At 58.2% G+C, this 12,490-nt stretch carries 18 protein-coding genes; 10 read left to right on the top strand and 8 right to left on the bottom strand.

Going from position 1 to position 12,490, the window contains the following annotated elements:
- Positions 1-46 precede the first annotated feature (46 nt).
- The 4 genes from JI748_RS15110 (at position 47) to JI748_RS15095 (ending at position 2,838) form a co-directional block, all read left to right on the top strand.
- A complete protein-coding gene (locus tag JI748_RS15110; RefSeq protein ID WP_201632491.1) occupies positions 47-505 on the top strand; it encodes an RrF2 family transcriptional regulator in 459 nt (152 codons plus the stop codon).
- 578 nt (positions 506-1,083) lie between these two features.
- On the top strand, positions 1,084-1,518 hold the full coding sequence (locus tag JI748_RS15105; RefSeq protein WP_233280547.1) for a DUF2270 domain-containing protein: 435 nt from the start codon (positions 1,084-1,086) through the stop codon (positions 1,516-1,518).
- Between the two features lie 301 nt (positions 1,519-1,819).
- Entirely contained in the window at positions 1,820-2,596 is a 777-nt protein-coding gene (locus JI748_RS15100) for a substrate-binding domain-containing protein (RefSeq protein WP_201632488.1), read from the top strand.
- Between the two features lie 92 nt (positions 2,597-2,688).
- On the top strand, positions 2,689-2,838 hold the full coding sequence (locus tag JI748_RS15095; protein WP_201632485.1) for a hypothetical protein: 150 nt from the start codon (positions 2,689-2,691) through the stop codon (positions 2,836-2,838).
- Between the two features lie 61 nt (positions 2,839-2,899).
- Here the strand turns inward: JI748_RS15095 and JI748_RS15090 are convergent, their stop codons facing one another.
- The 4 genes from JI748_RS15090 to JI748_RS15075 form a co-directional block, all read right to left on the bottom strand.
- Entirely contained in the window at positions 2,900-3,475 is a 576-nt protein-coding gene (locus JI748_RS15090; protein WP_201632483.1) for a thioredoxin domain-containing protein, read from the bottom strand.
- 61 nt (positions 3,476-3,536) lie between these two features.
- On the bottom strand, positions 3,537-4,292 hold the full coding sequence (locus JI748_RS15085; protein WP_201637407.1) for an anti-sigma factor family protein: 756 nt from the start codon (positions 4,290-4,292) through the stop codon (positions 3,537-3,539).
- Complete coding sequence (locus tag JI748_RS15080; RefSeq protein WP_407644926.1) at positions 4,292-4,798, bottom strand: sigma-70 family RNA polymerase sigma factor; 507 nt, start codon at positions 4,796-4,798, stop codon at positions 4,292-4,294. The genes JI748_RS15085 and JI748_RS15080 overlap by 1 nt, the downstream gene beginning before the upstream one ends.
- A 57-nt stretch (positions 4,799-4,855) precedes the next feature.
- Positions 4,856-5,281 (bottom strand): nuclear transport factor 2 family protein, encoded by a 426-nt coding sequence (locus JI748_RS15075; protein WP_201632481.1) that lies wholly within the window; start codon positions 5,279-5,281, stop codon positions 4,856-4,858.
- 144 nt (positions 5,282-5,425) lie between these two features.
- Between JI748_RS15075 and JI748_RS15070 the strand changes: the two genes are divergently transcribed.
- From JI748_RS15070 to JI748_RS15045, 6 genes are all read left to right on the top strand, one after another.
- Positions 5,426-6,283, top strand: coding sequence for a LysR family transcriptional regulator (locus JI748_RS15070; protein WP_201632478.1), 858 nt, complete (start codon positions 5,426-5,428; stop codon positions 6,281-6,283).
- Positions 6,284-6,372: 89 nt separating this feature from the next.
- Entirely contained in the window at positions 6,373-6,780 is a 408-nt protein-coding gene (locus JI748_RS15065; protein ID WP_201632476.1) for a hypothetical protein, read from the top strand.
- 17 nt (positions 6,781-6,797) lie between these two features.
- On the top strand, positions 6,798-7,331 hold the full coding sequence (locus JI748_RS15060) for a uracil-DNA glycosylase (RefSeq protein WP_201632473.1): 534 nt from the start codon (positions 6,798-6,800) through the stop codon (positions 7,329-7,331).
- A 122-nt stretch (positions 7,332-7,453) separates the two neighbouring features.
- Positions 7,454-8,605: a TDT family transporter gene (locus JI748_RS15055; RefSeq protein ID WP_201632470.1), complete on the top strand. Its 1,152-nt coding sequence runs from the start codon at positions 7,454-7,456 to the stop codon at positions 8,603-8,605.
- 85 nt (positions 8,606-8,690) lie between these two features.
- Positions 8,691-9,131: a CHRD domain-containing protein gene (locus tag JI748_RS15050; RefSeq protein ID WP_201632467.1), complete on the top strand. Its 441-nt coding sequence runs from the start codon at positions 8,691-8,693 to the stop codon at positions 9,129-9,131.
- A 75-nt stretch (positions 9,132-9,206) separates the two neighbouring features.
- A complete protein-coding gene (locus JI748_RS15045) occupies positions 9,207-9,875 on the top strand; it encodes an MBL fold metallo-hydrolase (RefSeq protein WP_201632464.1) in 669 nt (222 codons plus the stop codon).
- A 59-nt stretch (positions 9,876-9,934) separates the two neighbouring features.
- On the opposite strand, the gene JI748_RS15040 is transcribed toward JI748_RS15045, so the two are convergent.
- The 4 genes from JI748_RS15040 to JI748_RS15025 are packed head-to-tail and all read right to left on the bottom strand — an operon-like array spanning position 9,935 to position 12,433.
- Positions 9,935-10,723 carry a sulfite exporter TauE/SafE family protein gene (locus JI748_RS15040; protein ID WP_201637403.1) on the bottom strand — a complete coding sequence of 263 codons (789 nt, stop codon included), beginning with the start codon at positions 10,721-10,723 and terminating at the stop codon, positions 9,935-9,937.
- A gap of 13 nt (positions 10,724-10,736) precedes the next feature.
- The gene (locus JI748_RS15035; protein WP_201632462.1) at positions 10,737-11,060 is read right to left on the bottom strand and encodes a TIGR01244 family sulfur transferase; all 324 of its coding nucleotides are present in this window, start codon (positions 11,058-11,060) and stop codon (positions 10,737-10,739) included.
- Positions 11,061-11,063: 3 nt separating this feature from the next.
- Positions 11,064-11,978 carry an MBL fold metallo-hydrolase gene (locus tag JI748_RS15030; protein WP_201632459.1) on the bottom strand — a complete coding sequence of 305 codons (915 nt, stop codon included), beginning with the start codon at positions 11,976-11,978 and terminating at the stop codon, positions 11,064-11,066.
- A 17-nt stretch (positions 11,979-11,995) separates the two neighbouring features.
- On the bottom strand, positions 11,996-12,433 hold the full coding sequence (locus tag JI748_RS15025) for a YeeE/YedE family protein (protein ID WP_201632456.1): 438 nt from the start codon (positions 12,431-12,433) through the stop codon (positions 11,996-11,998).
- Positions 12,434-12,490: the final 57 nt, after the last annotated feature.

Raw genomic sequence — 12,490 nt, 5'->3', positions numbered from 1 at the left:
ACGACGGCCCCGCTTCGGCGGGGCCGTTCCCATCAGGGAGTATCTCGTGCGTCTGACCCAATTCACCGACTTCGCGCTCCGGCTCCTGATCGATCTGGCGCGGGAGACTCCCGGGAAGCGAACCACCATAGCGAAAGCCTCCCGGCGCCTCGACATCCCTATCAACCATCTCACCAAGATCGCGCATCGTCTCGCCAAGGCGAACCTACTCAAGACGAGCCGGGGGCGTTCGGGAGGACTTGCCCTTTCCCGACCGGCGGAAAGCATAACTGTCGGCCAGGTCGTGCGCGTCACGGAACCTGACTTCGAACTGGTTGGATGCATGGCGGGTCAAGACTGCTCACTTGCTCCCGGATGTGGTCTCGCTCCCGTTCTCGACACCGCTCTCATGACGTTCCTGCGCGTTACCGACCAAGCCACTCTGGCCGATATTGCCCATTCTCCACAACGCACCGGTACTGCTGATAGTCTCGACCCGTTCGGGGAGAAGAACCCATGTGGCTAAACCTGATCGTCGGAAGTCTGGTCATCTGCTGCACCGTTCTGATCCACGTCTCCGATCTGCTGGCACTCTCCCGCGCAACTTCATTGGTGGACGTCGAGCGGTTGGGACAGCTGCCCAAAATCGTCCCGCGTACCGCAGTGGTCTTCGGCTTGTCATTACGGTCGGAGTGGAGATATGGCTCTGAGCCGCGATCTACTGGACGTTAGGGGTGACCGGCGACTTCGCTTGCGCTGGTCGCCGCGCCATAATCCTGTCACGCCCCTGGGCTGAAGCCGGCTCAGGCGCGTTCTGAGCGTCTGCTTTCGGAAATTTTCCCAGCTGCTCGCCGTGACCGAAATGGGGTCGTGAGCCGCCATTCCCTCCTGCTCAACCTTCGTCCGCTAGCGACCCCATTTCGGCCGTTGCGGGCGTTCCACATTTTCCCGAAAGCAGACATCTCACAGCTAACTGGAACGTGACCTACTTGGGTGGTTTCCTTTGACCATCGAGGAAAAATTGAAACCTCGCCAGATGACTCGCCTTAGGAACCGGTGTCTGCGCCGTCGTTACCAATCTCCGCGTCGGAGGCGACGACGGCTATGGTCCATTACTATCGGGCCGAAATGGGCAGGTTGAATGCTCGGCGCTCACGTCTCGCTCTGACCACCAATTGGACAATCACTGTTGTAGCCGCCATGCTCTCAGTCACACTTTCGACGCCGAGTGTTCACCACGGCTTGGTGATGTTTGCCATGGTCATCGTTTCACTGCTGCTCGGAGCAGAAGCGCGTCGGTACCGCTTTTTCGATGTGTACCGCATGCGCGTCCGTCAATTCGAACGCCATTATTTTGGTCAGTTCTTTGGACCTGATACAACGACCGAACCAGGTCCGTGGCTGGAAATGCTGGCTCAGGATCTTCGTCATCGCAAATTCCGAATAACATTCTGGCGGGCAATGGGCCGTCGCTTACGCTGTAACTATATCTGGATGTATCTCATCCTGTTGGTGGCGTGGATTTTGAAGATAGCATAACCGGACTTGCAAACCGGAGTGCATCTCGATCCACAACGGTCGCTGGCCGCCTTGATAGCTCAGGCTTCGACAGGGCATGTTCCCGGATGGGTAATGGTCGGCGCCATTGCGGTGTTCTTCATTGGGCTACTTTACGCCACCTATTCGACCCGCGAACGAGGCGGCGACGAAGTGCGCGTTTGAAATATCTCATAGAAGATTTTGGGCTTCTACCTCACGGACTGGTGAACGATTGACATGGAAGGATTCTGATCTTTCCGGCGTCTCCTTGGTTCAGCTCAAGCTGCAACAGGAGATTTCCATGCGACTGCACGCCGCGCTCATAGCATCAATGTCGATTATCGTGCCTGCCACGGCTCAAGACGCCCCGCGTAATGCCCAGGATGGCGTTATCACTCTCTATGGGGCCGGAGGGCCAGATACCGCATTCCAGAAGGTGGCCGATGCTTGGCAGGCCCAGGGTGGCGCAGAGGTCAAGATCGTAGCTGGGCCGGAGAAGACATGGTCCGAACAGGCGATGGCCGATGCAGACATTTTGTGGGGCACGTCCGAGCAGACCATGACCGCCTATCTCGAAACTTATACCATGTTCGACAGCGCCGATGTGACGCCCATCTACATTCGGCCTGCCGTCATCGCGATCACGGCGGGTAATCCCAAGGGCATAGAAAACTTCGAAGACCTTTTGGCTGACGGGATCAAGATCGTTGTGACCGAAGGCGCCGGCGTGGCCAACACGTCTGGCACGGGCGTTTGGGAGGATATTGCGGGTCGCCTCGGCAACCTTGAAGATGTCGCCGCATTCCGAGCCAACATTGTCGCGTTCGAGAACGGCTCCGGCGCCAGCTTCGATGCCTTCAAGGAACTCGACGCAGATGCGTGGATCACCTGGCCCAATTGGCCAGTCACCAATCCCGACGTCCTGGAAGCCGTTGAGCTCGCGCCTGAGCGTTCAATCTGGCGCGACGTTAATGTCGCCATGGCGCCGGATGCCGACCCTGAGGCCGCTGAGTTTTTAGATTTTCTGGTATCGGCTGAAGCTCAGGAGCTCATGGCCACCGAGGGTTGGACCCGCTGACAGACTAAAGGCCGATCAAGGTTGTCGCGATGTTAGGAACGCATTGCGGCAGCCACCGGTTACTCTGAAAACAGGCCAGAAGGGAAAGACAAATGTCGCAGGAAATCATTTATGTGGTTGGCGCCGTCCTGCTGCTGGCTGCACTCGCATATGGCGTGATGCAGTCGCGCAACCGCAAAAAAGGTGAACGATCCGATCACCGACAAAGCGACGCGGGACATCTACAAGAAGTCGGAAGCTGAATACGAATCCAAGAGAGTAGAGCTCAAGAAGGAAATTCGGCCTTCATGAGCTTCCAAGGGATTAGTTCGTGGCGAGCTTGGCTTCGATCAGAGCCGACATGTCGGTGGCAGAGATCCCGCCGACAATCTTCTCGTCGTTGACGAAGAAGGTCGGTGTGCCTTCAAGCCCAAAGTCCTCGATAGCCTGGGTGGCGAGAGCCTGGATTGGGGTGAACGCGCCCTCGTCGGCAAGTATTGCTTCGAACGCGGCCTGCTCAATGCCGACAGATGCAGCAATCTCCGCAAGCTTAGCCTTTACATTCGGGGCAGAAACCAGCTCTTCGTGACGCTGGTAGAAGGCGTCGACCACACGGTCATAGTTGGCATCCGGCTGTGCCTCGGCCAGCATGAAAATGGCTGCGTCGACCGGATTGCGTGCAAAGGGGCGGAACAGCAGGCGCACCTTGCCGGTGTCGACATAATCAGCCTTGATGACCGGCGCTACGTCGCGGTGATAGGTCACGCAGTGACCACATGTCGGCGAGGAATACTCGATCAGCGTCACCGGGGCATCCGCCGAACCGGCGGGACGATCTGGTCGGCCAGCCGGTGACAGCAAGTCTTGGGAAAAGACCTGACCAACCAAGGTTGAAGCCAACAGAAATGTCGTTACCGCGAGGCGAACAGGCCGGGAGAAAATCATGCGTGGTCCTTTGTCCTTATATCAGATCTTGGTAGATGGCAGTTGCAATGGGCAGTAATGCGGCTCGGTCGAGCTTTGCCGTAACGGCGAAATCGAAACCCCGGTCGACCCATACGAAATTGGAAACTTCACCTTCCTGCTCGAAAGTGAAGCCGGTTTGACCCGTCGCGCCGGGTCGCAGGAATACCGTCAGACGTTCCCCGGCTGGGGTCTCGTACATCAATTGCGCTGCGGCAGCCGAACCGCCTGGCAAAACGCGTCCACCAAGAAGCGTATAGCCAAAAGAAGACAGGTCCGGCGGTTGCAGCTCCACACCCGTGCGATTGGACAGCCATTTGATCAGGTGAGCCTCGTCGTCGGCGCCGACTTCCACCGGATGGACGACTTCGACTACAAAAGTCCGATAGGCATCGGTGGCGGTTGACGCCACCAGGAGGGGAGCCGGCTGTCGAGTGGCCAGATCAGGTTTGATCAGCCAGCCGCCCAAGGCGCCCGCCCCAATAAGCACGACGGCGGCAGCGGCTTGACGGAAGGCTGTTTGGCGCTTTCCCGCCGCTCGCTGCCGAATGGCGCTGATACGCAAATGGGCGGGAATGGGTTCGTCGGCTTTTGCTGCAAGCCTGTTGCGCAAATCCGAAACATCCGCGCGCATGGCATCGAGTTTGGCGCGCTCCGAAGGGTTGGCCGCGATATAGGCCTCGACGACAGTGAGCCTATCAGCATCAAGACGGCCATCGATGTAGGCCTGAAGATCATCTTCCCCGATCGGCATCACTTGACCCTTCTCAAGCCTGGCGCCGGCCGGCCGTCAAGCATAGCGCGCAAACGATCGCGTCCTCTGGAAAGACGCGACATGACTGTGCCCACGGGAATTCCAAGGACCTTGGCGGCAGTGTCATAGGTCATTTCTTCAACGCCGACGAGCAGCAGCAGCGACTTCTGCTCTTCGGGCAGTCGGTCAAGCGCATCAAGGATATCACGAACGGCAAGCCCATCTTCCTGTCCGGCCCGGGTCCCGGGCACGGTGACGTCGTCGATGTCATCATGCCAGCCACGGCGACGTTGCCGCCGCAGGTCGGATATGTGCATGTTGCGCATGATGGTAAAAAGCCAGGCACGCAATTGCCCATCAGGGCGCTTTAGATGCCAGCGCGACATCGCGCGCTCCAGACAGTCCTGCACCAAGTCGTCCGCGGCGGCATGGTCGCGCAGCAAGGCGAACGCATACCGGCGCAAGGCCGGTATTTCTGCTTCAAGGCGGTCATCCATGGATTGCATGGCTTTTCCAGACGGCTAGGGCCGTGTGTGGTCGTGCACGGCCCCTGTGACCTTGACTTATTGTGCCGGCGGATTGACCTGCCAAATCTCGTCTACCAGCTTACCGTCGCGATAGGTCAGGACATAAAGCACGGGAACCGTCATGGCTCCCTTGAAGGTTACATTGACCGCAACGGTCGACCCCTTTGGATTTGTCGCTTCCCAGGCATCGCCCATTTCAACGGTCTGCTCGCCCTGTGCCGTGGCAAATTTGGTCCAAACCTCGGCAATGGCCTCGGGAGTGTTATAGGTGCCGTCGAGCGGACCGCCGACCCAGCCCAGCGTGGCGTCGGCGCTGTAGGCGCCGGTGACAGTGTCGATGTCACCCTTGGCAATGGCATCGATGCGGGTCTGGGCCATGTCTAGCGCCGGCCCAGCCAGGGCGGCGCTGGCGGTCGACAAGGCAATTATAGCGGCAGTTGCAAGTGAGAGAATGCGCGGCATTTGAGTCTCCTCGATTAAACGATGCGCCAGAGACGCCCGCGCGCTCCCGATTATTCCATCGGCTTTCAGATTATTTTCGCAGCTCGATGATGTGCCCATCTCGGTGAGTGTCTAAGGTATTTGCAAAGAACGGAGCCTTTCGCCTTGACCCTCGAACAACTTCGCATCTTCATCGCCGTGGCCGAGCGCGAACACATTACCCGCGCCGCTGAAGCGCTGCACATGACCCAGTCTGCGGTCAGTTCTGCGATATCGGCTCTGGAAAGCCGCCACGCCATTACGCTGTTCGATCGCGTGGGCAGGGCCATCATCCTCAACGAAACCGGACGCACATTTCTGCCCGAAGCCAAAGCTGTGCTCGATCGTGCAAAGGCCGCGGAAGCAGCGCTGGACGACCTGTCTGGTCTCAGACGTGGGACATTGTCAGTCATGGCCAGTCAGACCATTGCGAGCTACTGGCTGCCCGAGCATCTCGCACAATACCGACGAGAGTATCCCTATATCGATGTAGATGTCCGCTTTGCCAATACCGATCAGGTTGCCGATGCCGTCGACAGTGGTGAAGCCGAAGTTGGGCTGGTAGAGGGTGTCGTCAATCGGGCAACCTTGAGTGCCCAAGTTTTTGCCCAGGATGAGATGGTCGTCGTCATCTCCCCGGCTCACTCTTGGGCAAAAGCAACACCGCCCATTCTGACGGACGTCGACTGGATCGTCCGCGAAGAAGGCTCGGGAACGCGGGCCATGTTTAATGACCTGACGAAGGATGTCTCGGTCAAAGTCGCGCTGATGCTGCCAGGCAACGAAGCCGTGTTGGGCGCGGTTGAAGCTGGGCTTGGTGCCGCGCTGGTCTCTCTGTCGGTAGCCCGGTCGCGCATTGCTTCCGGGTCGCTGGTCGTCGTGGACGGCTTTGCCAGACAGCGCAGCTTTTTCATCCTGCACCACAAGGAGCGCTTCCGCACGCGTGCGGCAAATGCCCTGATTGACCTGGCAGTAAATCGATAGATTTTCCCGAACGGAATATGTCGAAATTAGCGTTGGATCAGATAGGTTTTATACGCGCATGGTTGTCGCAACGAAACAAGGAGGCCCAAATGGCTACGTTTCCAACCCATGCAAAACAAACCCAGGCCACACGCCGCAATCTGCTTCCCGACACTTCGGTACATCCCGCGGTCGTTGCCATGCCGCTGGTCGCTACGGCATTTTTCCTATTGGTCTGCTGGCTGGGCTTTGGATCGGACAGCAGCTTCATGGAATTAACAGCGGTGACCTTCATTGCCGTAATGTTTTTCGGGCTGATGGTCGGTAGCGCCGTCATGGGGCGTGACATGACGCCAGACCATGCCACGGGCCGCAGCTTCGCTCAATTCTGGAATGGCTCTGTCGATATCGCTACCGGTCTTGTGAAGGGCAAGGAGGTGTTCCTGCAGGCAGCGGTTATGCCGATCGGGCTCGCGATCGGTGGTGCGGTGATTGTCATCATCGCGATTACCCACTGACGATGCCGAAATTCCGATTGGAAACCACTTTGGATGGCGAGGCGAATGTGTTGCCTCGTCTTGCGCTCCTGACGGCACCTCACATGGCGGCTCTTGAAGCGTTTCGCGAAAATCTGGAGCGCGATGGACGAAGCGTGCCCCACTTCGACCCTTTCGATGGCGGCGTTGAAGCAGAACTCCTGATCCTGCTCGAAACACCCGGACCCAGCACTTCCCCAGTGCGTTTCGTTTCCATCGACAATCCTACCGGCACGGCTGCCAATTTGCGTCGGTTCCTGACGGCGGCGGGCATTGTCCGTACCCGCATCATTCTCTGGAATATCGTGCCTTGGCTATCGCCCAGACGACAACGGCCTACGGTACCGGATATCAAAGCAGGCGTAGCCCAGAGCCTCGATCTGCTCGAAAACCTCCCCAGACTGCGCGCTATCGTGCCGGCCGGTAGAACCGCGAATGCTTTGACCCCCTTTGTCTTGGGGCGCTTTCCTATCTTCCCAATCGGGCATCCCAGCCCCACGTCAACACGGCGCCCGATATCGCCGCCGGAATGATAGCCACTCTCGCCAAAGCTGCGGACATTTGAGTGTTCGATTTTATCGATTGAAACGACAGAAACGTTCCGTTGGAGTGATCGTCCTAAGACCCGTATTGTCGCCTCTATAGGAGACAATTGATGACCATGGACACCTTAGCCAATCGCCCCCGCTTGCTGGCCGCTCTCGACCATCCAAGCGAAGTGATCCGTCAATTTACCCCGAACTGGTTTGCCGCCACCATGGGCACAGGTATCCTGGCGATTGGCCTTGGCCAGTTCCCCGATATCGCGGTCCTGCATCAGGCGGGCCAAGCTCTATGGCTATTCAACATCGGTCTGTTCCTGCTGTTCAGCGTGGCCTACGCGGCCCGTTGGATTGTTTACTTCGATGGTGCCCGGCGCATTCTCGATCATTCGAGCATGTCGATGTTTCTGGGCTGCATTCCAATGGGTCTTGCCACCATCATCAACGGCTTCCTGCTATTTGGAATACCGTCGTTGGGCGACGCCGCAGTACAGATTGCCGAGACGCTTTGGTGGATAGACGCAGCTATCGCCCTTGTGGTGGGCCTCGGTGTCCCGTTTCTGATGTTTACACGGCATGCGCATGCCATGGAGCAGATGACGGCTATCTGGTTACTGCCCTTTGTCGCCTGCGAGGTGGCTGCCGCCAGTGGAGGCCTGCTGCTGCCGCATGTCGGAGATGGCGCGGCACAACTCACCATTCTACTCACCAGCTATGTGCTATGGGCCTGCTCGGTGCCGCTCGCCATGAGCATTATCGTGATCCTTGTCCTCCGGATGGCGATCCACAAACTGCCGCATGTCAGTATGGCCGCCTCGAGCTGGTTGGCCCTTGGCCCCATAGCGACGGGCGCCCTTGGCATGATGCTACTTGCCCAGAACGGCCCGGCGGTTCTGGCTGCCAACGGGCTGGGTGACTATGCAGCGGCAATTGGCGGCACCAGCCTGCTTACAGGTGTGCTGTTCTGGGGTTATGGCGTGTGGTGGACGGCAATGGCCGCCATGATCACCATTCGGTATTTCCGCAGCCACGTCCCATTCAACTTGGGCTGGTGGGGCTATACCTTCCCCCTTGGCGTCTATGCCGTTGCCACACTGCGTCTCGAGAGCATCTTCCCTATCGACGCCCTCCACATCCTTGGCTGCGTGCTGGTCGCGAGCTTGGCAGTGGTCTGGACGGTGGTGATGGTCAGGACTTTCGCCGGTGCGTGGGCGGGTAGGCTTTTCATGGCACCCTGTCTTGCAGACGAGAAGGCGAGCGGCTGATAGTGAGGGCAGTGAACGTGATGGAACGACCGCTCCCTGCCTCGATTGTCCAAGCGCGCGGCTCACCGCGCATGAGGAGAAAATTATGAAGATGCTTTCTTACGCCGCGATCGTGGCGGGCGGTATTGCGCTTATGAGCGCAACTCCAGCCTTCGCGGAAATGGTCAAGTACAAGGCCGATCTTACGGCTGGGGAGGAAGTCCCCGCAACCGATTCAACGGCAACTGGCATGTCGGACATTACCTACGATACCGAGACCATGAAGCTCACCTGGTCGGTCAGCTATGAAGGCCTGACGGGTGATGCAACCGCCGCCCACTTCCACGGACCAGCGGCTGTTGGCGAAAATGCGAAGCCCGTAGTGCCGATCGACGGTCCGCTGGCCAGTCCGATTGAGGGCGAGGCTACTCTGACCGAGGCGCAGGCCGCCGATCTTGACGCCGGCATGTGGTACTTCAATGTGCACACCGCAAAATTCCCCGATGGTGAAATTCGTGGTCAGGTCGTTAAAGCCGGCGCGATGTAATCCGAATGCAGCGCCCTGGGGCGCTGCATTCTCATTTGATGCCTAAACGGGTTGTGAAACCCCGAGGAGTGCGGCGTGGCAATCCATCTTTCCAAATTTGTCCACTCCTGCCTCCTCCTGGAGAAGGCTGGGACAAGAGTGCTGTTTGATCCGGGCAAGTTCTCGTTCAACGAGGATAGGGTCAGGCTAGCCGATTTTGGGCGCTTGGACTGGATCGTCATAACGCATACCCATCCCGACCATCTTGATGTCGATGCGGTTGGACAGCTCGTCGCCAGTCAAAATCTGCGCGTGCTCGGCAACGTTGAGGTAGCGGCAACGCTTGGATCAAAGGGCATAAAGGTCCAAGTGGCCACGGACGGTCAGCCGGTCGATGCAGGTGAAATCAGCTTGCTTCCGATCGCAGTCCCCCACCAGCCAATCCTTGAAGAACAAATCCCTCAAGTCACCGCATTTCTGATCGATGATCGAATATTGCATGTCGCTGATAGCTTCGATGAGCGACTACATCAATGGAAGGGGCTTGACGCTTTGATAGTGCCGATCATGGCGCCTTTCCTGACAGAAACTGAAGTTTACGAGTTCGTCCGCATGCTCTCACCAAAATCGGTGGTTCCGGTTCATGATGGATACGCACGCGACTTCTTTGTCGATACGCGTCACGCAACGTTCGACCAATGGTTTCGCAAAGCCGGGATCGTGTTTCATTCTCTCAAGAATCCCGGCGATACGGTGACGTTGTAGCCCACAGGCATACAGAAGGCGCGGCGGCTTATGGATTGTGCCAGTCTCAGCGGCAGCGCCTATGCAGCAAAGCTGCCAATGGTCTGGACCGAGATGTAAAAGCCGACACCAATGACGAGTGCGGCAAACGCCATGTTAAGCAGCCCTTTTCGCGTGGCAAGGGCACCCGCCACCCGCGCGCCGATCAGGCCACCGAGCGCACCACCCCCAACAAAGACTGCAGCCAGCGGCCAGTCGACAAACCCGGACAATGCATAGCTGACCGCCGTTGTGAGCCCAAAGGCGGTCACGGCGACCAATGAGGAGCCGATCGCATTCAGGATCGGCATTCCGGTAGAGGCGACCAGGCCCGGCACGATCAGAAAGCCGCCGCCGATACCAAAGAACCCTGAAAACAATCCAGTCAGCCCACCATAGGCGACAACCTTTGGCGCTTTCTCCCGATTGCAGGTTGCGCCCGGGGCGCCAAGGTTGCGACGCCCTCTGAACATCAACACCCCCACGACCAGCATGAGAACGGAAAACAGGAACAGAAGTTTTTGCCCGTCCATCGCCTTGCCCAGCGTCGACCCGGCAAAGGCGCCCGCAATCCCTGCGGCGGTGTACATCAGGGCACATCGCCAGATCACATTGCCCCTTCGGGCATGAAAAACCAGATTGGCGGCAGCATTGGCCGCAACAGCAAAAGCGCTCGTTCCAATGGCCATATGGGCGACCGGAACACCCACGACATAGACCATGAGCGGCACGGCAAGGATGGAGCCGCCGCCGCCGAACAGGCCCAGGGTAAATCCCACCAGACCGCCGGACAGGGTGCCGAGCAGATATTGCAAAGGCTCGAGAACCATCATTGCTCAATGATCAGCGCGATGCGGAATAGAGATTGCCAGCGCGCGCACCGGAGCGGCAATAGCCGAGAACCGGGCCAGCCGTATTGGCTATGGCCTGCCTGAACTGGTCGATCTGGTCCTCGGTGGCGCGACCAGAGATCGGGATATGGAAGGCCTTTAGGTCAAAACGGCTTGCCGCTTCAGCAATGTCCTTGAAAGACGGCTGGCCAGAATCCTCATTGTCTGGGCGCGCACAGACAATCCCCTTGAAGCCGGCTTCCGAGATGGATTTCATATCCTCGGCCAGGATCTGTGGGCTTTGCGAAAAATGCTCGTCGATCTTCTGAATGGTCATGGTCTAATCCTTTGGGCCAACAAGCCCGTTGATCGGCACTTTCAAATAGGTCTGACCATTGTCCTCTGCCGGCGGCAGCCCGCCCGCACGCATATTCACCTGCAGGGATGGAATGATCAGCTTGGGCATTGCGAGCTTGCTGTCGCGCTCCTCGCGCATACGCACGAACTCATCCTCGGAAGTCCCGTGACCGACGTGGATGTTATGAGCGCGTTGTTCGCCAACGGTCGTTTCCCACTGGATGTTGCGGCCATTGGGCCCGTAGTCATGGCACATGAACAGGCGCATCTCAGAGGACAGGCTCAAGACGCGCTGGATCGATCGGTAGAGGGTGCGCGCATCGCCGCCAGGAAAATCGGCGCGGGCCGAGCCGCCATCGGGCATGAACAGAGTGTCCCCCACAAAGGCGGCATTGCCGATGACATGCACCATATCGGCCGGGGTGTGCCCGGGTGTGAACAAGGTGTGGGCCGTCATCGAGCCGATAGAGTAGCTGTCTCCATCCCGAAACAGTCGGTCGAATTGGGAACCGTCGCGCTGGAACGCGGTGCCTTCGTTAAAGACCTTACCGAACGTATCCTGCACGGTGCGAATATGCTCGCCTATGCCCAACTGACCACCCAATTGTGCCTTGATATAGGGGGCGGCCGAGAGGTGATCGGCATGCACATGCGTTTCGATCAGCCACTCCAGGGTCCAGCCATTGTCACGAACATGACTGACAATTCTGTCGGCACCGTCATAGGTGATTTGACCGGACGCATAGTCGAAATCGAGTACGGAATCGATCACCGCGCAGGCGTCAGAATGCGGATCTTTGACGATATAGCTGATGGTATTGGTTTGCTCGTCAAAGAAAGGGAGGACCTCGGGGACGAGGGTCAAGTCAGGTGAAAACGGGATGGGCTGGTCGGACATGAAACTCTCCTTCCTTATCAGGCAATAGATTGGCGACGGGTTGATACCGTCTTCAGCCAACTGGCCACCAGAATGCCGCCCGTCATGGTGACAACAAACAGCACTGGTTGCGTATGACCGAGGCCGAGGGCTGGTATGGCGCCCCCGGGGCAGAACCCGGCAATGCCCCAGCCGATGCCGAACACCGCAGAACCTGCGATCAGGGGAAGGTCGAGATCACGCTTGGTCGGCAAGTGAAACTGGCTCCCGAAGAGGGGTGCAAGGCGTCGGAAGACAAATAGGTATCCGGCCAGTGTCACTGCCAATGCCGATGCCATGACGAGCGCGAGGCTTGGATCCCATGTACCAAACACGTCGAAAAAGTTCAGGACCTTGGCAGGATTGGCCATGCCTGAAATGACAATACCGGTTCCAAAGACCAGGCCGATCATGGCCGCAGAGACGATCCGGACCATTATAGTCCTCCCAGCATATGACGGATGACGAAGACGGTGACAAAGGTCGCAAGCATG

Source organism: Devosia rhizoryzae (genome assembly GCF_016698665.1).
Taxonomy (GTDB): Bacteria; Pseudomonadota; Alphaproteobacteria; order Rhizobiales; family Devosiaceae; genus Devosia; species Devosia rhizoryzae.
The sequence above is the reverse complement of the archived record's forward strand: the minus strand, read 5'-3'. Positions and strand labels throughout refer to the sequence as shown.